Annotated in this window: 20 protein-coding genes; 6 read left to right on the top strand and 14 right to left on the bottom strand. The window is 61.9% G+C overall.

Annotated elements, in window-relative coordinates; translation table 11 throughout:
- Window positions 1–2: 2 nt before the first annotated feature.
- The 6 genes from GGQ66_RS11450 to GGQ66_RS11425 form a co-directional block, all read right to left on the bottom strand.
- On the bottom strand, window positions 3–1,304 hold the full coding sequence (locus GGQ66_RS11450) for an acetyl-CoA hydrolase/transferase family protein (protein WP_210287241.1): 1,302 nt from the start codon (window positions 1,302–1,304) through the stop codon (window positions 3–5).
- 5 nt (window positions 1,305–1,309) lie between these two features.
- A complete protein-coding gene (locus GGQ66_RS11445) occupies window positions 1,310–2,086 on the bottom strand; it encodes an enoyl-CoA hydratase-related protein (protein ID WP_370686339.1) in 777 nt (258 codons plus the stop codon).
- Between the two features lie 60 nt (window positions 2,087–2,146).
- Complete coding sequence (locus tag GGQ66_RS11440; protein WP_183792567.1) at window positions 2,147–3,274, bottom strand: acyl-CoA dehydrogenase family protein; 1,128 nt, start codon at window positions 3,272–3,274, stop codon at window positions 2,147–2,149.
- Window positions 3,274–4,464 (bottom strand): acetyl-CoA C-acyltransferase, encoded by a 1,191-nt coding sequence (locus GGQ66_RS11435; protein WP_183792566.1) that lies wholly within the window; start codon window positions 4,462–4,464, stop codon window positions 3,274–3,276. The genes GGQ66_RS11440 and GGQ66_RS11435 overlap by 1 nt, the downstream gene beginning before the upstream one ends.
- A gap of 12 nt (window positions 4,465–4,476) precedes the next feature.
- Window positions 4,477–5,244 (bottom strand): SDR family NAD(P)-dependent oxidoreductase, encoded by a 768-nt coding sequence (locus GGQ66_RS11430; RefSeq protein ID WP_183792565.1) that lies wholly within the window; start codon window positions 5,242–5,244, stop codon window positions 4,477–4,479.
- Between the two features lie 93 nt (window positions 5,245–5,337).
- Window positions 5,338–5,478, bottom strand: a complete 141-nt coding sequence (locus GGQ66_RS11425; RefSeq protein ID WP_183792564.1) for a hypothetical protein — start codon at window positions 5,476–5,478, stop codon at window positions 5,338–5,340.
- Between the two features lie 148 nt (window positions 5,479–5,626).
- Between GGQ66_RS11425 and GGQ66_RS11420 the strand changes: the two genes are divergently transcribed.
- The 6 genes from GGQ66_RS11420 to GGQ66_RS11395 all read left to right on the top strand — a co-directional run bounded on the left by GGQ66_RS11420 (window position 5,627) and on the right by GGQ66_RS11395 (window position 12,202).
- On the top strand, window positions 5,627–6,649 hold the full coding sequence (locus GGQ66_RS11420; RefSeq protein WP_183792562.1) for an AraC family transcriptional regulator: 1,023 nt from the start codon (window positions 5,627–5,629) through the stop codon (window positions 6,647–6,649).
- 242 nt (window positions 6,650–6,891) lie between these two features.
- Window positions 6,892–7,851 (top strand): galactofuranose ABC transporter, galactofuranose-binding protein YtfQ, encoded by a 960-nt coding sequence (ytfQ, locus tag GGQ66_RS11415; RefSeq protein ID WP_183792758.1) that lies wholly within the window; start codon window positions 6,892–6,894, stop codon window positions 7,849–7,851.
- A 72-nt stretch (window positions 7,852–7,923) separates the two neighbouring features.
- A complete protein-coding gene (locus tag GGQ66_RS11410; RefSeq protein WP_183792560.1) occupies window positions 7,924–9,444 on the top strand; it encodes a sugar ABC transporter ATP-binding protein in 1,521 nt (506 codons plus the stop codon).
- The gene (locus GGQ66_RS11405; RefSeq protein ID WP_183792558.1) at window positions 9,441–10,478 is read left to right on the top strand and encodes an ABC transporter permease; all 1,038 of its coding nucleotides are present in this window, start codon (window positions 9,441–9,443) and stop codon (window positions 10,476–10,478) included. The genes GGQ66_RS11410 and GGQ66_RS11405 overlap by 4 nt, the downstream gene beginning before the upstream one ends.
- Window positions 10,475–11,470, top strand: coding sequence for a galactofuranose ABC transporter, permease protein YjfF (yjfF, locus tag GGQ66_RS11400; protein ID WP_183792556.1), 996 nt, complete (start codon window positions 10,475–10,477; stop codon window positions 11,468–11,470). The genes GGQ66_RS11405 and yjfF overlap by 4 nt, the downstream gene beginning before the upstream one ends.
- Window positions 11,471–11,473: 3 nt before the next feature.
- Window positions 11,474–12,202, top strand: a complete 729-nt coding sequence (locus tag GGQ66_RS11395; protein WP_183792554.1) for a FadR/GntR family transcriptional regulator — start codon at window positions 11,474–11,476, stop codon at window positions 12,200–12,202.
- A gap of 35 nt (window positions 12,203–12,237) precedes the next feature.
- Here GGQ66_RS11395 and glpK read toward each other — a convergent pair whose 3' ends face one another.
- The 8 genes from glpK to GGQ66_RS11355 form a co-directional block, all read right to left on the bottom strand.
- Window positions 12,238–13,743 (bottom strand): glycerol kinase GlpK, encoded by a 1,506-nt coding sequence (gene glpK, locus GGQ66_RS11390; RefSeq protein WP_183792552.1) that lies wholly within the window; start codon window positions 13,741–13,743, stop codon window positions 12,238–12,240.
- A 70-nt stretch (window positions 13,744–13,813) separates the two neighbouring features.
- On the bottom strand, window positions 13,814–15,535 hold the full coding sequence (locus tag GGQ66_RS11385; RefSeq protein WP_183792550.1) for an ABC transporter substrate-binding protein: 1,722 nt from the start codon (window positions 15,533–15,535) through the stop codon (window positions 13,814–13,816).
- Between the two features lie 79 nt (window positions 15,536–15,614).
- Window positions 15,615–15,908, bottom strand: a complete 294-nt coding sequence (locus tag GGQ66_RS11380) for a DUF2160 domain-containing protein (RefSeq protein ID WP_183792549.1) — start codon at window positions 15,906–15,908, stop codon at window positions 15,615–15,617.
- A gap of 3 nt (window positions 15,909–15,911) precedes the next feature.
- Complete coding sequence (locus GGQ66_RS11375; protein ID WP_370686338.1) at window positions 15,912–16,784, bottom strand: carbohydrate ABC transporter permease; 873 nt, start codon at window positions 16,782–16,784, stop codon at window positions 15,912–15,914.
- Window positions 16,785–16,832: 48 nt separating this feature from the next.
- The gene (locus GGQ66_RS11370; protein ID WP_183792547.1) at window positions 16,833–17,699 is read right to left on the bottom strand and encodes a carbohydrate ABC transporter permease; all 867 of its coding nucleotides are present in this window, start codon (window positions 17,697–17,699) and stop codon (window positions 16,833–16,835) included.
- Window positions 17,700–17,701: 2 nt separating this feature from the next.
- Window positions 17,702–18,772 carry an ABC transporter ATP-binding protein gene (locus GGQ66_RS11365; RefSeq protein WP_183792546.1) on the bottom strand — a complete coding sequence of 357 codons (1,071 nt, stop codon included), beginning with the start codon at window positions 18,770–18,772 and terminating at the stop codon, window positions 17,702–17,704.
- An 11-nt stretch (window positions 18,773–18,783) separates the two neighbouring features.
- The gene (locus GGQ66_RS11360; RefSeq protein WP_183792545.1) at window positions 18,784–19,866 is read right to left on the bottom strand and encodes an ABC transporter ATP-binding protein; all 1,083 of its coding nucleotides are present in this window, start codon (window positions 19,864–19,866) and stop codon (window positions 18,784–18,786) included.
- Between the two features lie 37 nt (window positions 19,867–19,903).
- Complete coding sequence (locus GGQ66_RS11355; protein WP_183792544.1) at window positions 19,904–21,424, bottom strand: glycerol-3-phosphate dehydrogenase; 1,521 nt, start codon at window positions 21,422–21,424, stop codon at window positions 19,904–19,906.
- Window positions 21,425–21,592 lie beyond the last annotated feature (168 nt).

Raw genomic sequence — 21,592 nt, 5'->3', positions numbered from 1 at the left:
GCTCAGGCGCCGAAGCGGGCATGGTATTCGCGGTCGAGCGCTTCCCGGAAATCGGGATGGGCAAGACCGATCAGCGCCCGGGCGCGTTCTGCCAGCGTCAGTCCCCGCAGGTTGACGATCCCGTATTCCGTCGTGATGTATTGCACATCGGTTCGCGGTGTCGTGACGGGGCCGCTCAGGCGGGGAACGATCTTGGAGATGGTGCCCTTGGAAGCGGTGGAATGGCAGGCGATGATCGACTTGCCATTCATGGACGCCCCCGCGCCGCGCACGAAGTCGAGCTGGCCGCCGGTTCCGCTGAACTGGTTTCCATTGGCGAATTCGGAATTGCAGTTGCCTTCCAGATCGATCTCCAGCGTGGAATTGACCGAAACCACGTTATCGTTCTGGCAAATGACAGCGGGGTTGTTGGTGTATTCCACCGGCCTTGCCATGACTTCGGGATTATCGTGCAGGAAGTCGTAAAGCGCCCTGTCGCCCAGGGTGAGCGTAAAGACGGTCTTGCCCGGATCGGTCGTCTTCCGGCTGTTATCCACTATGCCGTCCTGCATCAGCTTGGCCATGCCCGGCGTCATGAGTTCGGTATGGGCGCTGAGATGGCGGTGGTTCGAAAGAACGGAGCAGACGGCATCCGGAATTCCGCCGATACCCAATTGCAGGCAGGCACCATCATCGATGACGGTGCCGATGTGGCCTGCTATGGCCTTGTCTTCCGGCCTCAGGTCCCCGGATGGAAACTCCGGCAGCGCCGATTGATGTTCGATCACCGCCGCCACATCATTGATATGAATCTGGTCGTTGCCGTAAACGCGCGGCATCGACGGATTGACCTCGACGATGATTTTTCTGGCGCTGCGGGCAAGCGCCACCGAATAGGAGGCGTTGACGCCGAGATTGAAGTAACCGCGCTCGTCCGGCGGCGACACCATCACAAGAAAGGTATCGACGATCGGGCAGAGGATTTTCGAGGCCTGGCTGAAGGAGCAGGGAATGAAATCGATACGGGGCAAGCCAAGGGCAATGGCCTCGGCGTCGAGCTTCCGTTCGATGGCGCCGCTGAACAGGCTGATCGGACGGATCCTTTTGCGCAGCGGCGTCGTCAGGACCGATTTCGCGTTGCCGGAAGACAAAAGGTAATAAAGATCGATGTTCTCGACATCCTCACGGGCCGCGAGCGCCTGAAGAAGGCCCGGCGGCTGGGAAACGCTGATGGCAAGGCAAACCTTGGAGCCGGATTCGATCAGGCGTGCGGCTTCTTCGGCGGTGCGCAGCTTGCCGGCGTAACGGTCATTTGCATTCGACATATTCATCACTCTCCTTCCTGAAAACGCGGTGCCCGCTTTTCGAGGAACGCCGTCATGCCCTCGATCTGGTGCTGCGTGCCGAACATGCGGTGGAAAAGGCCGCGCTCGTAGTGAACACCTTCGGCAAGCGGCAATTCCTCGGCCCGCATCACCGTGTCGCGGATGGTCCGCACCGTGGCACGGGCGTAGGAAGCGATCAGCTTTGCCGATTCCATCGCTGTCGAGACGACCTCCGCATCGGGGACGACACGGGCGACGAGGCCGGCCTGCAAGGCTTCGGCGGCCCCCATGGTCCGGCCGGTCAGATGCATTTCCATGGAGCGCGCGCGGCCGATCAGCCTTGTCATGCGCTGCGTGCCGCCCATGCCGGCCACCACGCCGAGCTTGACCTCCGGTTGTCCGAATTTCGCGCCTTCACCGGCAATAGCGAAATCGCACATCATCATCAGTTCGCACCCGCCTCCGAGCGCGTAGCCGTTGACGGCTGCGATTTTCGGTGTGCGGCAACGGGTAAAACGCTCCCATTCGGCAAAGAAATCCGCCTCGATCATGTCCGAAGCGGTTTTTCCGGCCATTTCTGAAATATCGGCGCCGGCGGCAAAGGCGCGCTCCGAACCCGTCAGCACAATCGCACCGATCGTGTGGTCTTTCTCAATGGCTTCCGTTGCCGCGATGATCTCACGCGCAACCGTGCTGTTAAGGGCATTGAGCTGCTTCGGCCTGTTCAGGCGGATCAGCGCAACACGCCCCTCCTGGCTGACTTCGATGGTTTCATACATGATGACCTCCCGCTGATTTCGATAATGACGTTCGTCGCGGACGCTCAGACCGCCGGCCATGGGTCAGAGACCCCGCGCGATCACGAGCCGCTGCACTTCGCTCGTGCCTTCGTAAATTTGCGTGACGCGCACATCGCGATAGATGCGTTCGACCGGATAGTCGGCGAGATAGCCATAGCCGCCGAAGATCTGGATTGCCGAAGAGCAGACCTTCTCGGCCATTTCCGAAGCAAAGAGCTTGGCCATGCTGGCTTCGGTCAGGCAGGGCTGACCGGCATCGCGAAGCGCCGCAGCCCGCAGCACCATCAGTCGTGCCGCATCGACCTGTGTGGCCATGTCGGCCAGCTTGAAGCTGATCGCCTGATGTTCGATGATCGGCTTGCCGAAGGCCGGCCGTTCCTTGGCATAGGCAACGGCGGCCTCATATGCGGCCCGGGCCATGCCCACCGCTTGCGCGGCGATGCCGATGCGGCCGCCTTCCAGATTCGAGAGCGCGATCTTGTAGCCTTCGCCTTCTTCCCCGAGGCGATTTTCAACCGGTACCCGCATGCCGGTAAAGCTGAGCGCGCAGGTGTCGGAGGCGTGCTGGCCAAGCTTGTGCTCCACGGAAACAACTTCATAACCCGGCGTGGTGGTCGGGACGATGAAGGCCGAGATGCCCTTCTTGCCCGCTGCCGGGTCGGTAACCGCGAAGACGATGACGACATCGCCGTTCTTGCCGGAGGTGATGAACTGCTTGGCGCCATCGATGACGTAATGGTCGCCATCGCGCCGGGCGCGGGTTCGCAGGTTGGAGGCATCCGATCCCGCCTGCGGCTCGGTCAGCGCGAAGGCGCCGATCCATTCGCCGGAGGCCATTTTCGGCAGGAAGCGGGCTTTCTGCTCCTCCGTGCCGTATTTGAGGATCGGGACGCAACCGACGGAGGAATGCACGGAGACGATCGTCGAGGTTGCGCCTTCAGCGGCGGCGATCTCCTCCAGCGCCAGCGCATAGGCGACAATGCCGGTTTCCGATCCACCATAGGCTTCGGGCACCAGCATGCCCAGAAAGCCGAGTTCGCCCATTTCGCTGAGCGCCTCGCGCGGAAAGGTGTGGTTGCGGTCGCGGTTCGCCGCGCCGGGGGCAAGGCGTTCGGTGGCAAAGCTGTGTGCGGCATCGCGCAGCGCTTCCTGGGTATCCGTAAGGAACATCAGTGAATCCTTTCAACTGCGATTGCCGTTGCCTCACCGCCGCCGATGCAGAGCGAAGCCATGCCGCGATCCAGCCCGCGTTCGGCAAGGGCCGCGAGCAATGTCACCAGAACCCGCGCGCCCGAGGCGCCGATGGGATGGCCCAACGCACAGGCACCGCCATTCACATTGACCTTGTCGTCGGGAAGGGCGAGATCACGCATGGCCGCCATCGTCACCACCGCGAAGGCTTCATTGATCTCGAACAGATCGACATCCCTGAGCGCCCAGCCGGTTTTCTCGGCGAGCTTGCCGAGAGCGCCGATAGGCGCGGTGGCGAAAAGGTTGGGTGCTTGCGCATGTGTTGCATGGCCGGCAATGCGGGCAAGCGGCGTCAGGCCCCGACGCTCTGCTTCCGAAAGCCGCATCAGCACAAGGGCGGCGGCGCCATCGGAAATCGAAGATGCATTGGCTGCCGTCACGGTGCCATCCTTGCGGAAGGCGGGCTTCAGCGTGGGGATTTTTTCCGGCCTTGCCTTGCCCGGCTGTTCGTCCGTGTCGATCACCGTTTCGGCCTTGCCTTGCTTCACGGTCACGGCGGCGATTTCTGCCTTGAAGCGACCGGTGGCAATCGCTTCCTGCGCGCGGGCAAGCGATCGGATGGCGAAGCTGTCCTGCGCCTCGCGGGTAAACTGATAGGCTTCGGCGCAATCCTCGGCGAAGGTGCCCATCAGGCGACCCTTGTCATAGGCATCTTCCAGCCCATCGAGGAACATGTGGTCCATTACCTGACCATGGCCCATGCGCATGCCCTGCCGCGCCTTCGGCAGCAGGTAGGGCGCGTTGGTCATGCTCTCCATGCCGCCGGCCACGACGATTTCCGCCGAGCCGGCAGCGATGAGATCATGGGCCAGCATCGCTGCCTTCATGCCCGAACCGCACATCTTGTTCACTGTCGTTGCTCCGGCAGAAAGCGCCAGGCCGCCTTTCAGCGCTGCCTGACGTGCCGGCGCCTGACCGAGGCCGGCCGGCAGGACGCAGCCCATGATGACCTCTTCCACCGTTTCGGGGGCAAGCCCGGCGCGGGCGAGGGCGGCGCGGATAGCCGTTGCACCGAGTTCCGGTGCCTCCACACCCGCCAGATCGCCCATGAAGCCACCCATCGGTGTGCGGGCCATGCCCACAATGACGACTGGATCTTTGCTATCCATCTCACTTTCCTTTCACTTCGGCGCCATGCGCAGCGCGCCATCCAGGCGGATGACCTCGCCATTCAGCATCCGGTTTTCGATGATGTGCCTGACGAGGGCGGCGTATTCCTGCGGCTTTCCGAGCCGCGAGGGGAAGGGAACGGACGCTCCGAGACTGTCCTGAACCTCCTGCGGCATGCCAGCCATCATCGGCGTTTCGAAAATGCCGGGAGCAATGGTGACGACCCGGATGCCGAAGCGGGCGAGCTCTCGGGCGGCGGGGAGCGTCAGCGCCGCGACACCGCCCTTGGAAGCGGCATAGGCCGCCTGACCGATCTGCCCGTCAAAGGCAGCTACGGACGCGGTGTTGACGATGACGCCGCGTTCGCCGTCCTCGCCGGGCGCGTTCCGTTCCATGGCCTGCGCGGCGAGGCGCAGCATGTTGAACGTGCCGACAAGGTTGATCGTTACCGCCCGGGCAAAGCTGTCGAGCTTGTGCGGGCCGTTGCGGCCAAGAATCTTCTCACCCGGCGCGATGCCGGCGCAATTCACCAGAACATCGATCCGGCCATGGGCGGCCAGCGCGGCCTGCACCGCGGCTTCGCCCTGGGTGTCGGAGGTCACATCGGTCTTCACGAAGGTTGCGGCAGGGCCGAGCTTTTCGGCCGTGGCCTGACCGCCTTCGGCATTTACATCCAGCAAAAGAACAGAGGCGCCCGCCGCGACCGCCATGGCGGCGACAGCCGCGCCAAGGCCAGACCCGGCTCCGGTGATGAGGAAGACTTTATTCTCGAGATTCATTCCAATGGTCCTCGCAACTGGTAACTGAACCGCGGCCCGGCGCGCAGCAAGACGCGCTGGAGAACACGCTTCGGTGACAGCGTCTTGGTGCGCTCAAGGGGCGGTGGTGCGGCCTGAAAGAAGATTGGGCCGGTCGTCGATGTGCATGTCGGCAGCACATTTCGGGTGCGGCGCGGCCGTGCTCCACGGCCTTTGTCTGGCCGGAAGCGCCCGAAAGACGGGTTTGGTGTTCATGGGTACTCCTCCCTTGGCTCCGCAAGTCGGGTCGTGCCCTCCTTGTCCTCCCGGAACGCTGGGGAAAGATAAATCCGCCTTGTCATTGCAAACAATGACAAGGCTGCACATAATTTATGAGCAGAAATGCCATAGCTGGGAGACAACCATGGAGCGCAGGTCCATCACGGCGGGGTTTGTCGAGGATATCCTGTTCTATGCGGAAGCAGCGGGTGTCGATCCCGCTCGAATTCTTGACGAAACGGGGGTGACACGCGGCCATCCGGTGGACAACGAGGCGTATGGACGGTTGTGGCTGGCCATTGCCGAAGCCGCGGGTGACGAGTTCTTCGCTCTTGGCGCGCGCGCGATGCGGCCGGGCAGTTTCACGCTGATGGGGCATGCGGTGCTGAGCGCGAAGACACTCGGGCAAGCGGTGCGGCGAATATTGCGGTTCCTGCGCGTTGTCCTCGATGATCCCTGGGGCGAATTGCATCTGGTTCACGGGGTGGAAGCCGAGATCGTGCTGCAAGACCGGAGAGGCGCGCGGCCTGCCTTTGCCGACCGCACTTACTGGCTTCTTGTCATGGGGCTGGCCTGCTGGCTGGTGGGCCGGCAGATCCCGCTCCGGCGGGTCGACTTTGCCGGCCCGGCACCCGAAAACCGGGCCGATTACCTGCAGTTCTTTGGTGCGCCGGTTCGTTTCGACGCCGAACGAAGCCTTCTCGCCTTCGATGTGCGCTATCTGGCGCTACCGAATATCCGTAATGTTGCCCAGTTGCAGGCCTTCCTGCGTGGTGCTCCGGCCAATATTCTCCTTCGCTATCGCCATGATCAGGAGTTGACGATGAGGATCCGCGGACAGTTGCGCGCAATGCCCGCAGCGCGCTGGCCGGATCTGGAGGCGATGGCCGGGGAACTTGGCCTGTCATCGGCCACGCTTCGTCGTCGCCTGCGGGCAGAGGGGCAAGGCTTTGCCACGATCCGGGACGAGGTGTTGCTAGAACGCGCCGAACAATTTTTGTCCGAGACAGGCGATGCCATCACGCAGATCGCCACCGAACTGGGCTATAGCGAGCCTGGCGCCTTCCATCGCGCCTTCCGGAAATGGACCGGCCAAACGCCGGGCGCATTTCGCGCGGCGGCCCTAACGAACCGGCGTGCAAGGGAGCCTGAGAGTGTCCCGAGTTGAATCTCAAAGTTCTTCATGCGGGATGGAACGTCGGGCGCTCCGTGATAATGATTCCGTATTAAAGTCATACCAGTGAGGCGATGCGCCCTTCATTTCAGGTCGGCGAACTTCGATTGGACTATAATATCATTGGATATTTCGCCTGAAGGATATGATCGCGACATTTTCATTTGACCGTTAAAAAATACGATTATATGACTCTTCCTAGGGATGGGAGATCCCGGAGGAGGAGAAATATCATGATGAAAATTGTAACGCGGCTCGCCGCCGCGAGCGCTCTTTCCATGCTTGCGTCAACGGCATTCGCGGCATCGCTGACGGTCGGCTTTTCGCAGATCGGTTCGGAATCGGGCTGGCGTGCCGCTGAAACCACCGTTACGCAGAACCAGGCCAAGGAACGTGGCATTGACCTGAAGTTTGCCGACGCGCAGCAGAAGCAGGAAAACCAGATCAAGGCCGTTCGCGGCTTCATCGCGCAGGGTGTCGATGCGATCCTGATTGCGCCGGTGGTGGCAACGGGCTGGGATGATGTTCTGAAGGAAGCCAAGGAAGCCGACATTCCGGTCATCCTGCTTGACCGCCAGATCGAAGCCCCCGACAGCCTCTATCTTACCGCCGTCACCTCCGATCAGGTGCATGAAGGCAAGGTTGCCGGTGACTGGCTGGTGAAGGATGTCGGCGCCAAGCCGTGCAAGGTGGTCGAGCTTCAGGGCACCACCGGTTCTTCGCCCGCCATCAACCGCAAGAAGGGCTTTGAACAGGCGATTGCCGGCCATTCCAACATTACCATTGCCCGTTCGCAGACCGGTGACTTCACCCGCACCAAGGGTAAGGAAGTCATGGAAAGCTTCATCAAGGCCGAAGGCGGCGGCAAGGATATCTGCGCTGTCTATGCCCATAACGACGACATGGCGGTTGGTGCGATCCAGGCCATCAAGGAAGCCGGTCTCAAGCCGGGAACCGACATCAAGGTCGTCTCCATCGACGCCGTGCCAGATATTTTCCTTGCCATGGCGGCCGGTGAAGCCAATGCCACGGTGGAGTTGACGCCGAACATGGCAGGCCCCGCCTTCGATGCGCTGGAAGCCTATCTGAAGGACAAGAAGGCGCCGGCCAAGTGGATCCAGACGGAATCCAAGCTCTACACCCAGGCTGACGACCCCAAGGCCGTCTACGACGCCAAGAAGGGCCTCGGCTACTGATTGCCCGTGCCGGAAGGCGGCCTTGAGCCGCCTTCCGTTTCCCAGGGTTCGAGTGTTTCCGGAGGAGCCGTCATGGCGGAACACGGGGCCGTGCTTCTTGAAGCGCGCGGTATCGACAAATCGTTTTTCAATGTGAAGGTGCTGGATGGCGTCGATCTGACGTTGCGCACCGGTGAAATCCATGCGCTGCTTGGCGAAAATGGCGCAGGCAAGTCCACCCTCGTCAAGATCCTTACCGGTGCCTATCGCCGCGATGCCGGAACCCTGCGTCTTGCCGGCGAGGAAATCGAGCCGCTCAGCGTGGCCGAAGCGCAGGCGCTGTCCATCGGCACGGTCTATCAGGAGGTGAACCTTCTCGATAATCTGACGGTTGCGGAAAATCTCTATCTCGGGCGTCAACCGCTGCGTTTCGGCATGGTGGATCGCCGCCGCATGCGCGCCGATGCGCGCGCGCTGCTGGCCCGCTACGGGCTCGATGTCGATCCGGATGAAACGCTCTCCGCCTATTCGGTGGCGATCCGTCAGGTCATTGCCATTGCCCGCGCCGTTGATCTCTCCGGCCGGGTTCTCTTTCTGGATGAGCCGACCGCCAGCCTCGATGCGCGCGAGGTGGAGATGGTGTTCTCCATCCTGCGCCGTCTGCGGGCGGAAGGGCTCAGCATCGTCATCATCACTCACTTTCTCGATCAGGTTTATGCAATTGCCGACCGCATTACCGTGCTGCGCAACGGGCGCATGGTTGGCTCGGCTGCCATTGCCGACCTGCCGCGCCGGGATCTGGTCAGTCTCATGCTGGGGCGGGAACTGGAGGCGGAAACGCATCGCCGCCCGGTGGAGGTTGCCGTTGACGATGGTCCGGCCGCGTTCCGTTTCCGCAATTTCGGTCGCCGCGGTTCTGTTCGTCCGTTCGACATGGATATTCGCCACGGCGAGGTGATCGGTATCGCCGGGCTGCTTGGCTCCGGTCGTTCCGAAACCGCCTTCCTGCTTTTCGGCATAGACAAGGCCGATAGCGGCACCGTGGAAATCGACGGCAAGCCGGTCACGCTCTCCTCGCCGGTGGATGCCATCAGCCACGGTTTCGGCTTCTGCCCGGAGGAGCGCAAGACAGATGGCATCGTCGCCGATCTTTCGGTGCGGGAAAACATCGTTCTGGCGCTGCAGGCACGACGAGGCTGGGCGCGACCGATCGGCTATCGCGAAAGTCTGGCGCTGGCCGAACATTATATCAAGGCGCTGGATATCCGTCCGCCGGATCCCGAGCGGCCGATCAAGTTCCTGTCCGGCGGAAACCAGCAGAAGGCGATCCTTGCCCGCTGGCTTGCCACCGATCCGCGGCTTTTGATCCTTGATGAGCCGACGCGCGGTATCGACATCGGCGCGCACGCCGAAATCATCCGCCTGATCGAGAAACTGCGGGAGGAGGGCGTTGCGCTTGTGGTCATCTCCTCCGAAATCGAGGAACTCGTGGCCTATGCCTCCCGCGTGGTTGTCCTGTCCGACCGTACCCATCTGCGGGAACTGACGGGCGATGAAATCAACGCCGCGACCATCGTCAATGCCATGGCCATGGCCGCCGGAGAAGCTGCATGAGGAAACTGAAGCGCCTTGCCCCGCAAATCGTCGCCCTTGTTCTGGTGCTGTTTGCCGTCACGCTTGCCGTGCCGGGATTCCTGTCGATCTCCGTCCAGAATGGCAGGCTTTATGGAAGCCTCGTCGATATCTGCGTGCGGGCCGCTCCCGTGGCTCTGCTTGCCATCGGCATGACCTTGGTCATTGCCACCCGCGGCATTGACCTTTCGGTCGGCGCGGTCATGGCGATCACCGGTGCGATTGCCGCCACGCTGGTGGCAGACAACCAGCCGCTCGTGGTGGTGCTGCTCGTTTCGCTCGGCATCGGCCTGGCCTGCGGCCTGTGGAATGGTGCGCTTGTCGCGCTTCTCGATCTCCAGCCGATTATCGCAACGCTCATCCTGATGGTCGCCGGGCGTGGCATCGCGCAGCTCGTCACCGGCGGCACCATTCTCACCTTCAACGATCCTGCCTTTTCCTTCATCGGCTCCGGTGCTTTGTTCGGCGTGCCCATGCCGGTGTTGATCTGGCTGGTCGCCGGGCTTGTGGTCGGGCTCGTGGTGCGCCGCTCGGCCCTTGGTCTTCTGATCGAAGCCGTCGGCGTCAACCGACGCGCCTCCAGCCTTGTCGGCGTGCGCTCGCGGTTCCTCATCGTCGCGGCCTACGCCATTTCCGGCCTGTGCGCCGCATTGGCCGGCATGATCGTGACGGCGGACATCCACGGTGCGGATGCCAACAATGCCGGCCTTTGGCTTGAACTCGACGCCATTCTCGCCGTGGTCATCGGTGGCACGTCGCTTTCCGGCGGGCGCTTTTCCATCACCGCTTCGCTGATTGGCGCGCTGATTATCCAGTCCCTCAACACCGGCATTCTCATGTCGGGCTGGCCGCCGGAGTTCAATCTCATCGTCAAGGCTGCGGCCATCGTCGTCATCCTGACGCTGCAATCGCCAACCGTCGCCACCGCGCTCAGCGGCCTGCGCGCGACCTTCGGTTCCGCCAGCCGCAGCAACTCCCATGAACCCACAGGAAAAGCCGGAGCCCGTGCGAAATGATCCGTAACCGCAACCTGCCCTTCGCCGCCACGGTTCTCGTCTTCGCCGGCATCTACCTGCTTTGCGTCCTGCAGTTTCCGACCATGCTGTCGTTTCGCGTTGCCGGCAACCTGCTCACCGACAACGCCTTTCTCGGCGTCGCCGCCGTCGGCATGACCTTCGTCATCCTCTCGGGCGGCATCGATCTTTCCATCGGCGCGGTTATCGCCTTCACGTCGGTGTTCGTTGCCGTTCTGGTGCGCGCTGGCGTCCATCCGGCGGTGGCATTCGCGCTGGCGCTCACGCTCTCCACCGCCTTCGGCGCGGTCATGGGCATGACGATCCACTATCTCGCCATGCCTGCCTTCGTCGTCACGCTGGCAGGCATGTTTCTGGCGCGCGGAGCCGCCTTCCTCATCACGACGGACAGCGTGCCGATCAGCCATGAGTTTCTGGACATGCTGAAGAGCCTTTACATCCAGCTTCCTGGCAAGGGACGGCTCACTTTCATCGGCATGGTCATGCTCGCGACCTTCGTCATCGGCATGGTGCTGGCGCATCGCACACGCTTCGGCGCCAATGTCTATGCGCTCGGTGGTTCGCAGCAATCCTCCGAACTGATGGGGGTTCCTGCAGCGGCAACCACCGTTCGGCTCTATGCATTGTCCGGCTTCCTCGCAGGGCTGGCCGGTCTCGTCTATACGCTCTACACATCTGCCGGCTATTCGTTGGCGACGGTCGGGGTCGAACTCGACGCCATTGCGGCGGTGGTCGTTGGCGGCACACTTCTGTCCGGTGGCAGCGGCCTCGTTCTCGGCACCCTGTTCGGCGTGTTCATCCAGGGGCTCATCCAGACTTACATCGTTTTCGACGGCTCGCTTTCTTCGTGGTGGACGAAGATTGCCATTGGCATTCTGCTCTTCGTCTTCATTGTGCTTCAACGTGCCACCTTGCTTTTACCGCGCAGGAGCGGCAAAGCAGTCGCTTTCACCCCAATCCCACGCGGAGGATGATGCATGGGGCTCCTTGAGCGCCGGATATTCGGACCCACGCAGCGGTCGAGCCACGCCATGGTCGTGGAAGAACTCGGGCGCTCGATCGTGACAGGCCGGTTGGCCGAAGGTTCGATCCTGCCCGGTGATCAGGAGCTGATGGAACGGTTCGACGTGTCCCGCACCGTGCTGCGCGAAGCGATGAAAACCTTATCCGCCAAGCGATTGATCGAGGCGAAAGCGCGGGTGGGTACGCGGGTCTGTTCCAAGGATACGTGGAACATGCTGGATGCCGACGTGATCGACTGGCGGCTGCGCGATGGTATCGATTCCGAGTTCGTAACGCAGCTTGCCGATATGCGTCAGGCCATAGAACCCGCCATGGCCGCGCTCGCCGCCCGCCACGCATCGAGCGAGGAAATGGTGGCGCTCTACGCCATCGCCGCGCGTTTCGACGATGCCAACCACACCCGGGAAAGCATCGCGCGGGTCGATCTTGAATTTCACCTTGCCATTGCCCGTATGTCACGCAATCCGTTCATGCGGTCGGCGTCCAGCCTTATTGAAGCGGCCTTGGCTGTCTCGTTCCAGATCTCCTCACCGGCGCTGAGCCGCGAGGGCATTGCACGCTGTGCGGCGGATCACCTCAAGATCGCGCACGCCATCGCCTCCCGCGATGAAGGCAAGGCGAGGGCCGCAATGATCCACGTAATTGACGAGGGTGTGGTCCGGACACTGGCGGCGCTCAGTTAGGGCATGTCCGGTGATCCTGTAGTTACCGGAATACTCTAGGCGCGGGTCAGGCAGCGTCGGACGCTGTCGCGCCAGCCATCGATGGCCGTTTCGCGTGCCGCATCATCCATCCCCGGCTCGAAACGGCGGTCGCGGTGCCAGCGGGCGGCGAAGCCAGCGCGGTCTGGCCAGATTTTCGCGCGCGACGCAGCAAGCCATGCGGCACCCAGAATGGTGGTTTCGAGGAAGACGGGGCGATCCACCGGGGCCGCCAGAATGTCGGCGAGGCGCTGCATGGTCCAGTCGGAGGCAACCATGCCGCCATCGACACGCAGAACCGTCTGGCCCTTGTCCTGACCGGTGTCGCCCGCCCAGTCGTGGCGCATCGCTTCCAGCAGGTCAAAGGTCTGGTAGGCCACGCTTTCCAGTGCGGCGCGGGCAAATTCTGCCGGGCCTGTTCCGCGGGTCAGGCCGAAGATCGCTCCGCGCGCTTCCGCATCCCAATAGGGCGCACCGAGGCCGGTGAAGGCGGGCACGAGGTAGACGCGCTGGTTGGGGTCGGCCTGTTGCGCCAACGCGCTGACTTCGGAGGCGACCTTGATGAAGCCGAGTTCATCGCGCAACCATTGCACGGCAGCACCGGCAATGAAGATCGAACCTTCCAGCGCATAGGTCGTGACGCCATCCAGCCGGTAGGCGATGGTGGTGAGCAGCCGGTTCGAGGAGGTTACGCGTTCGGTGCCGGTGTTCAGCAGCGCAAAACAGCCGGTGCCGTAGGTGGACTTCATCATGCCGGGTTCGAAGCAGGCATTGCCGATGACAGCGGCCTGCTGATCGCCTGCTACGCCGAGGATCGGGATTTCTGCCCCGAACAGAGCGGAATCCGTCACGCCGAAATCGGCGGCGCAATCGAGAACCTCCGGCAGCATGGCGCGGGGGATGTCGAGGATCGACAGTAACTCGTCATCCCAGACATTGCGTTCGATGTCATAGATCAGCGTGCGCGAGGCGTTCGTGGCATCGGTCACATGCCGGCGGTGGCCCGTCAGCCGATAGATCAGAAAGCTGTCGATGGTGCCGAAACAGATTTCGCCGCGTTCGGCGCGGTCTCTCAGCCCCTCGACATGATCAAGAATCCAGGCGAGTTTCGTGCCGGAGAAATAGGGGTCGAGCAGCAGGCCGGTGCGCTCGGAAAACAGCGGTTCCAGCCCCCGCTGCTTCAGGAACTCGCAGATCGGCGTGCCGCGCCGGTCCTGCCACACGACGGCGCGATGCAGTGCCACGCCGGTTTTCCGGTCCCAGACCACGGTCGTTTCCCGCTGGTTGGTGATGCCGATGGCGGAAATCGCAGCGGCTGAAAGCCCGGCATCGGCCAGCGCCAGCCGGATGGTTTCAAGCACGCTCTGCCATATGTCTTCAGGTTCGTGTTCGACCCAGCCGGAGGCCGGAAAATGCTGCGGAAACTCGCGCTGGCCCAGACCAACGACCCGCATGTCCCGATCGAAGATCATTGAGCGCGTGGATGTCGTGCCCTGATCTATCGCCAGAATGTAACCGCTCATGAACCGAACTCCTTGCTCCATGCCTGAAACCGGGGCGGCGAACCGCCCCGGTCGTTTTTACATGTCGGCCTTACTTCTGCCAGCTCTTGACCAGTTCGTCGTAATTGACGGTGACCGGCTTTTCCTTTTCGTTGGCGATCTTTAACTGCGGCGCCAGGTTGCCCTTCGAAACGGCATCCTTGTTCCAGTAGGCGAGATCATGCTCTTCCGCGAGCTTCGGGCCGAATTCGCCCTGCACGCCGGCGCGTTCAAGACGCGACATGACCTTTTCCTGTTCGGCGCACAGCGAGTCCATTGCCGCCTGCGCGGTTTTGGCACCCGAAGATGCGTCGCCGATCGCCTGCCACCAGAGCTGAGCGAGTTTCGGATAGTCCGGAACGTTGGTGCCGGTCGGTGACCACTGCACACGGGCCGGAGAACGGTAGAACTCGACCAGACCACCAAGCTTCGGCGCGCGATCGGTGAAGCTCTTGTGGTGGATTGTCGTGTCACGAATGAAGGTGAGGCCGACATGGCTCTTCTTCACATCGACGGTCTTGGACGTTACGAACTGCGCGTAAAGCCACGCAGCCTTGGCGTTCTTTTCCGGCGTCGATGTCATCAGCGTCCAGGAACCCACGTCCTGATAACCGAGCTTCATGCCGTCCTTCCAGTAGACGCCGTGCGGCGAGGGGGCGACGCGCCATTTCGGCGAACCGTCCGCGTCCACCACGGGCAGGCCGGGCTTGGCCATATCGGCGGTAAACGCCGTGTACCAGAAGATCTGCTGGGCGATATTGCCCTGCGAGGGAACCGGGCCGGATTCGGAGAAGGTCATGCCCTGGGCTTCCGGCGGGGCATATTTCTTCAACCACTCAAGGTATTTCTCGATGGAGTAGACGGCGGCAGGGCCGTTGGTGTCGCCGCCACGAGCAACACACGAGCCGACCGGTTGGGACTTCTCGTTGACCTTGATGCCCCATTCATCGACCGGCAGGCCGTTTGGCAGGCCCTTGTCCCCGTTGCCGGCCATGGAAAGCCAGGCATCGGTAAAGCGCCATCCCAGCGAGGGGTCCTTCTTGCCGTAGTCCATGTGGCCGAAGATCTTCTTGCCGTCGGCTTCGCGGCCGGTGAAGAATTCGGCGATGTCCTCATAGGCCGACCAGTTGACCGGCACGCCGAGTTCGTAGCCGTATTTGGCCTTGAAGTCGGCCTTGTTCTTCTCGTCGTTGAACCAGTCGTACCGGAACCAGTAGAGGTTGGCGAATTGCTGATCGGGCAACTGGTAGAGCTTCTTGTCCGGCGCGGTGGTGAAGGACGAGCCGATGAAGTCCTTGAGGTCGAGGCCTGGATTGGTGACGTCCTTGCCCTCGTTGGCCATGAAATCCGTCAGGTTGCGCACCTGCTTGTAGCGCCAATGGGTGCCGATAAGATCGCTGTCGTTGACCCAGCCATCATAGAGGTTCTGGCCGGTCTGCATCTGCGTCTGGATCTTTTCGACCACATCCCCTTCCTGGATGAGGTCGTGCGTCACCTTGATACCGGTGATGGCGGAAAAGGCGGGCGCCAGCACCTTGGACTCATATTCGTGGGTGGTCAGCGATTCCGAAACCACCTTGATTTCCATCCCGGCAAAGGGCTTGGCGGCATTCACGAACCATTCCAGTTCCTTTTCCTGCTCGGCACGGGACAGCGACGAAAGATCGCCGATTTCCTTGTCGAGGAACTGTTTGGCCTCGTCCATGCCGGCAAAGGCCGAACCCGTCATTGCCAGCAGCATGGCTGCCGTCGTTGTCATCAGATGCCGTCGCATTTTGTCCTCCCAAATGTTGCGATTGCCTGAAGTCTCAGAGAATGCGGATCTCCTCCCCGCATCCTTTCGTCGTCTTGCCCTAGACCAGACGGAACACGCCGATAACGTAGACCGCGGAAAGGGCGAGAGCCCACCACAGGTTCGGGCCAACCAGCCCGAGCCATGCGAGATTGATGAAGGCGCTGCCCAGCAGCGAGATGAAAAGCCGGTCGCCGCGCGTGGTTTCGAAGTGCAGGATGCCGAAGCGCGGCGCGCCGCCGGGCACGAGATATTCCCACAGGCCCATGCCGGCGATGATGACGGCGATGGCGACGAAGAACACGGCCGTTTGCCAGGTCCAGGCCATCCAGGAAAAATCGGGCAGAAAAGACATGGATCAAACCCTCCCGAGGGCAAAGCCCTTGGCGATGTAGTTGCGGACGAACCAGATGACGAGCGCGCCGGGGATCAGCGTCAGCACGCCGGCGGCGGCGAGCAGGCCCCAGTCCATGCCGGCAGCAGAAACCGTTCGGGTCATCGTGGCGGCAATCGGCTTGGCGTCGGTCGTGGTCAGCGTGCGGGCGATCAGAAGCTCCACCCACGAGAACATGAAGCAGAAGAAGCAGGCGACGCCGATACCGGAGGCGATGAGGGGGGTGAAGATCTTCACGAAGAATTTCGGGAAGGAATAGCCGTCGATATAGGCGGTTTCGTCGATTTCCTTCGGCACGCCCGACATGAAGCCTTCGAGAATCCACACCGCCAGCGGCACATTGAAAAGGCAGTGCGCCAGCGCCACGGCGATGTGCGTATCGATAAGGCCGAAGGCTGAATAGAGCTGAAAGAAGGGCAGGGCGAAGACGGCGGGCGGGGCCATGCGGTTGGTCAGCAGCCAGAAGAACAGGTGCTTGTCGCCGAGGAACCGGTAGCGCGAGAAGGCATAGGCCGCAGGCAGCGCCACCGCCACCGAGATCACCATGTTCATGACGACATAGAGGATCGAGTTGATATAGCCCGAATACCAGGAACTGTCGGTGAAGATCGTCCGGTAATTATCGAGCGTCGGGTTTCGCGGGAAAAGCGTCATGGAAGAGACGATTTCCGCATTTGTCTTGAAGCTCATGTTCACGAGCCAGTAGATCGGCACCATCAGCAGCAGGATATAAATGGTCGGAACCAGCCAGGAAAAGCGCGACGGGCCGTGGTGACGGCGCGACCTTGAAAGCGGGCGTGCCCGTTCTGTGCCGTGTGCGGCCTTGCTGCCGTTCATGTCGTTTCTCTTCATGCCGAGGGCGGTTGCGTTGGAGGTGCTCATGGCTCAGGTCTCCGCGTCGTGGCTGGTCATGACGGTGTAGAACACCCAGGACATGAGCAGGATGATGAGGAAGTAGATGAGCGACATGGCGGCGGCGGGACCGAGGTCGAACTGGCCCAGTGCCATCTTCACGAGGTCGATGGACAGGAAGGTGGTCGAGTTGCCCGGACCGCCGCCGGTGACGACGAAGGGTTCGGTATAGATCATGAAACTGTCCATGAAGCGCAGCAGGAAGGCGATGAGCAGCACGCGTTTCATCTTCGGCAACTGGATGTAGCGGAACACGGCGAAGCGCGAGGCGCCATCGATGCGGGCCGCCTGATAATAGGCATCCGGGATGGAGACAAGGCTGGCGTAGCAGAGCAGCACGACGAGGCTCGTCCAGTGCCAGACATCCATGACGATAACGGTGACCCAGGCGTCGAAGGGATCGTTGACATAGTTGTAATCGAGGCCGATCTGGTTGGCGACATAGCCGAGAAGGCCGATATCGCTGCGCCCGAATACCTGCCAGATGGTGCCGACCACGTTCCATGGAACGAGAAGCGGCAAGGCCATGGTGACGAGGCAGATCGGTACGCCGATGCCCGATTTCGGCATTTTCAGTGCGATGAAGATGCCGAGCGGAATTTCGATGGCGAGAATGATGCCGGAGAACAGAAGATTGCGGCCGAGCGCATCCCAGAAGCGGTCGGAGGTCAGGATCTGCTCGAACCATTCCGTTCCCGCCCAGAAGAACTGGTTGTTGCCGAACGTATCCTGAACCGAATAGTTCACCACCGTCATCAGCGGAATGACTGCCGAGAAAGCCACCAGCACCAGAACCGGCAGTACCATGAACCAGGCCTTGTTGTTCCAGGTCTTTTCCATGTTCACGCCTCCATCTCCACGCGCCAGCTATCGGCATAGACACCTATGGCGGAAGGGTCGAACCGCACGCCGGCCTCTGCCGGGATGGCCTCGTCTTCCGGCACGACGATGGCGAGCTTCTGCCCGGCAAATCGGGCGCGGACGATCTTCTGACGGCCGATATCCTCGACCTTCTCGATCGAGACCGGCAGCCCGCCGCGCTCCAGCTTGATGAACTCCGGGCGGATTCCGAGTTCGATGCGGCTCTGGGCGGCAAGATGCGGGGCACCGGACAAAGGCACGGCCATACCGCCGACCATGGCGGTCGCGCCGGTGATTTCAGCCGGCATGACGTTCATGCCCGGCGAGCCGATGAAATAACCGACAAAGGTGTGGCTCGGCCGCTCGAACAGTTCTGCAGGCGTGCCGATCTGCACGATCTGGCCGTCATACATCACCACCACCTTGTCGGCGAAGGTCAGCGCTTCCGTCTGGTCATGGGTAACATAGACCATGGTGAAGCCCGACTGACGGTGCAGGCGCTTCAGTTGCGAGCGAAGCACCCATTTCATGTGCGGATCAATCACCGTCAGCGGCTCGTCGAACAGGATGGCGTTGACATCGCCGCGCACCAGCCCGCGGGCCAGCGAAATCTTCTGCTTCTGGTCGGCGGTGAGGCCACGGGCCCGGCGCTTCGCCATGCCGGCGAGATCCGTCATTTCGAGAATTTCGCGCACGCGCTGATCAACGGTTGCTTCCGGCACCTGTCGGTTGCGCAACGGAAAAGCGAGATTGTCGTAGACCGTCATCGTGTCGTAGACGACCGGGAACTGGAAGACCTGCGCGATGTTGCGGTCTTCCGTGGCCAGATCCGTCACATCGCTTCCGTCGAAGAGGATGCGCCCTTCCGAGGGGCGGATGAGGCCGGAAATGATGTTGAGAAGTGTGGTCTTGCCGCAGCCGGAAGGACCGAGCAGCGCATAGGCACCGCCGTCTTCCCATTCATGGTGAACCTCCTTCAGCGCATAATCGCCGGCTGCTTGAGCCCTGGCGTTATAGGCGTGGCGGATGTGGTCGAGCGTGATGCGTGCCATGGTCCTTCTCCTCACGCCCTGCCGAAGGCGGTTTCGCCGATGGCGCGGCCCGCGCCGTCGAACGCCATCAGATGGCGGGTGTCGAGATAGAGGTCGATCTCGCGGTCGGGTTCGATATCGTGAATACCCTGGGCCAGCATCACCCAGCGCTGGCCGGAGAAATCCACATGCACGAAGCTTTCCGAACCGGCGATTTCCGAGATCATCGTGCGCGCCCGGATATGTTCGGCGAGGTGGCCTGTCTGGCCCGGATAGAGATGATGCGGCTGGAAGGCGATGGTCAGTGGCCCATCCGGCACGGTGGAGAGATGCGAGGGGACGGGGATCACCGGCTGTTCGGCCCGCAGGAACCGTCCGTCCGTCTTCACCACGTCGATGGTGTTGAGCGGCGGATCGGCAAAGGTGCGGGCGGTGAGGATGTCGACGGGATGACGATAGACGTCGATCGTCCTGCCGAACTGGGTGACGCGGCCTTCGCTGAGGGTTGCCGTGGAACCACCGAGAAGCAGCGCCTCGGAGGGTTCCGTCGTGGCGTAAACGAAGATCGTTCCGGTCTCGGCGAAGAGGCGGGGCAGTTCCTCGCGCAGTTCCTCGCGCAGTTTGTAATCGAGATTGGCGAGCGGTTCATCGAGGAGGACCACAGTGGCCTTCTTGACGATGGCGCGGGCCAGCGCCGTGCGCTGCTGCTGACCGCCGGAGAGGTTGAGCGGCGTACGGTCGAGATAGGGCGTCAGCCGCAGCAGATCGGCGGCCTTGCGGACTTCACGGTCGATCGTTTCCTGATCCTTGCCGGCAATGCGCATCGGCGAGGCGATGTTCTCGTAAACGGTCAGCGCCGGATAGTTGATGAACTGCTGGTAGACCATGGCGATGTTGCGCTTCTGCACCGGCCAGCCGGTCACGTCCTCGCCGTCGAACAGGATCGTGCCCTCGCTCGGGCGATCGAGCCCCGCCATCAGTCTCATCAGCGATGTCTTGCCGGACAGTGTCGGTCCCAGAAGGACGTTGAGACTGCCGCGCTCCAGCGTCAGGTTCGTCGGGTGGATGTGGCACGCGCCACCCACCGTCTTCGAGACGTTCCGCAATTCAAGCATTGTAACCCAAAGCCTCCTCCAGCCTTCGGGATGATGGTCAGCCCGCCTTCAAGCGTTCGCCGACACCCTCCAGATATTCCTCCAGTGCCGCCGCTTCCTCCCGCGTCAGGAACAGGCCCTGCTTGGTGCGACGCCACAATATGTCCTGGGCCGTTCGGGCCCACTCATGCTCCATCAGCCAGCGCACTTCCGCCTCGAAAAGCGTGCCGCCGAAATGTCTTCCGAGCCCGGCCTCGTCCGTTGCCTCGCCCAGAAGGGTCTTCGCATCCGTCCCGTAACAGCGGATCAGCCTTTCGGCGTGGCGGCGGTTCAGGAACGGATAGTGCGCAATGAGAACCCTGACCTCGTCGTCATAGGCTCCCGTCGGGAAATCGCCACCGGGCAGGTGCGAACCTGCCGTCCAGGGGCGACCCTTCGAGCCGAGCGCCTCGCCGATCTTTTCCAGCGCATGCTCGGCCAGGCGCCGATAGGTGGTCAGTTTGCCGCCGAAAACGTTGAGTAGCGGCGCCTGACCGGCATCACCCTCCGTTTTCAGCACGTAATCGCGGGTTGCCTCCTGCGCCTTCGACGCTCCGTCATCGAACAGGGGGCGCACGCCCGAATAGGTCCAGACGATGTCTTCCGGCCGGACCGGCTCCGCGAAATACTCGCTGGCAGCCTTGCACAGATATGTCATTTCGTCACCGGTGATTTCGACGGTGCGCGGATCGCCGGTGTAATCGCGGTCCGTGGTGCCGATCAGCGTGAAATCGCGCTCATAGGGAATGGCGAAGATGATGCGGCCATCCGGGTTCTGGAAGAAATAGGCGCGGGGATCGGCAAACTTCCGCTTCACCACGATGTGGCTGCCCTGCACGAGCCGCACATTATGCACGTTGTTGCGTCCCAGTACGCCGGAAATGACGTTATCCACCCAAGGGCCTGCCGCGTTGACCAGCATCCGCGCGCGGTGATCCGAAACATCGCCGGAGGATGACCGGGTTCTGATGAGCCACAGCCCATCGTCGCGCCGGGCCGAAATGACCTGCGTGCGGTTGAGGATCAGGGCGCCACGGTTGGCCGCGTCGCGGGCGTTGAGCACGACGAGGCGGGCGTCATCCACCCATCCGTCGGAATATTCGAAGGCGCGGGCAAACAATGGCTTCAGTGGCTTGCCGGCCGGATCATGCCGAAGGTCAAGGCTGCGGGTGGGGGGCAGAAGCTTGCGGCCACCAAGATGATCGTAAAGAAACAGCCCGAGCCTCACCAGCCAGGCCGGGCGCACGCCGCCTTTCTGGAACGGCAGGACAAAACGCATGGGCCAGATGATGTGCGGCGCCATCGACCAGAGCACTTCCCGCTCCATGAGGGCTTCCCGGACCAGGCGAAACTCATAATGCTCGAGATAACGCAGGCCGCCATGGATCAGCTTGGTCGCGGCGGATGAGGTGCCGGAGGCAAAATCGTTCATCTCGGCCAGCGCAACGGAATAGCCGCGGCCAATCGCATCGCGGGCAATGCCGCAACCATTGATGCCGCCCCCAATCACGAAGAGATCGTGAATCGTCTCGCCTGACATGCATCCTCCCCGTGGCTGCGTTGGCGCTCTTTTTAGTGCCTTTTTGAAAGCCTTGAGCATCTAAATCGAATGCAAAACGAATGTCAAACGAAGATTTATGCTGCAATTGCGAAAATGCAGTGCAGCCATCGCCGATGTTGGCTGGGTCGTTCACGGCTGATTGGCGCA

The organism is Allorhizobium borbori, assembly GCF_014196535.1.
In the GTDB taxonomy this organism is placed as follows: Bacteria; Pseudomonadota; Alphaproteobacteria; order Rhizobiales; family Rhizobiaceae; genus Ectorhizobium; species Ectorhizobium borbori.
This window is presented reverse-complemented; position numbering and strand designations above follow the sequence as displayed.

Coding starts and splice junctions, on each gene's coding strand:
- GGQ66_RS11450 (WP_210287241.1), bottom strand. CDS start 1,304: ATGTCGAATGCAAATGACCGTTACGCCGGCAAGCTGCGCACCGCCGAA.
- GGQ66_RS11440 (WP_183792567.1), bottom strand. CDS start 3,274: ATGTTCCTTACGGATACCCAGGAAGCGCTGCGCGATGCCGCACACAGC.
- GGQ66_RS11435 (WP_183792566.1), bottom strand. CDS start 4,464: ATGGATAGCAAAGATCCAGTCGTCATTGTGGGCATGGCCCGCACACCG.
- GGQ66_RS11430 (WP_183792565.1), bottom strand. CDS start 5,244: ATGAATCTCGAGAATAAAGTCTTCCTCATCACCGGAGCCGGGTCTGGC.
- GGQ66_RS11425 (WP_183792564.1), bottom strand. CDS start 5,478: ATGAACACCAAACCCGTCTTTCGGGCGCTTCCGGCCAGACAAAGGCCG.
- GGQ66_RS11420 (WP_183792562.1), top strand. CDS start 5,627: ATGGAGCGCAGGTCCATCACGGCGGGGTTTGTCGAGGATATCCTGTTC.
- ytfQ (WP_183792758.1), top strand. CDS start 6,892: ATGAAAATTGTAACGCGGCTCGCCGCCGCGAGCGCTCTTTCCATGCTT.
- GGQ66_RS11410 (WP_183792560.1), top strand. CDS start 7,924: ATGGCGGAACACGGGGCCGTGCTTCTTGAAGCGCGCGGTATCGACAAA.
- GGQ66_RS11405 (WP_183792558.1), top strand. CDS start 9,441: ATGAGGAAACTGAAGCGCCTTGCCCCGCAAATCGTCGCCCTTGTTCTG.
- yjfF (WP_183792556.1), top strand. CDS start 10,475: ATGATCCGTAACCGCAACCTGCCCTTCGCCGCCACGGTTCTCGTCTTC.
- GGQ66_RS11395 (WP_183792554.1), top strand. CDS start 11,474: ATGGGGCTCCTTGAGCGCCGGATATTCGGACCCACGCAGCGGTCGAGC.
- glpK (WP_183792552.1), bottom strand. CDS start 13,743: ATGAGCGGTTACATTCTGGCGATAGATCAGGGCACGACATCCACGCGC.
- GGQ66_RS11385 (WP_183792550.1), bottom strand. CDS start 15,535: ATGCGACGGCATCTGATGACAACGACGGCAGCCATGCTGCTGGCAATG.
- GGQ66_RS11380 (WP_183792549.1), bottom strand. CDS start 15,908: ATGTCTTTTCTGCCCGATTTTTCCTGGATGGCCTGGACCTGGCAAACG.
- GGQ66_RS11375 (WP_370686338.1), bottom strand. CDS start 16,784: ATGAACGGCAGCAAGGCCGCACACGGCACAGAACGGGCACGCCCGCTT.
- GGQ66_RS11370 (WP_183792547.1), bottom strand. CDS start 17,699: ATGGAAAAGACCTGGAACAACAAGGCCTGGTTCATGGTACTGCCGGTT.
- GGQ66_RS11365 (WP_183792546.1), bottom strand. CDS start 18,772: ATGGCACGCATCACGCTCGACCACATCCGCCACGCCTATAACGCCAGG.
- GGQ66_RS11360 (WP_183792545.1), bottom strand. CDS start 19,866: ATGCTTGAATTGCGGAACGTCTCGAAGACGGTGGGTGGCGCGTGCCAC.
- GGQ66_RS11355 (WP_183792544.1), bottom strand. CDS start 21,424: ATGTCAGGCGAGACGATTCACGATCTCTTCGTGATTGGGGGCGGCATC.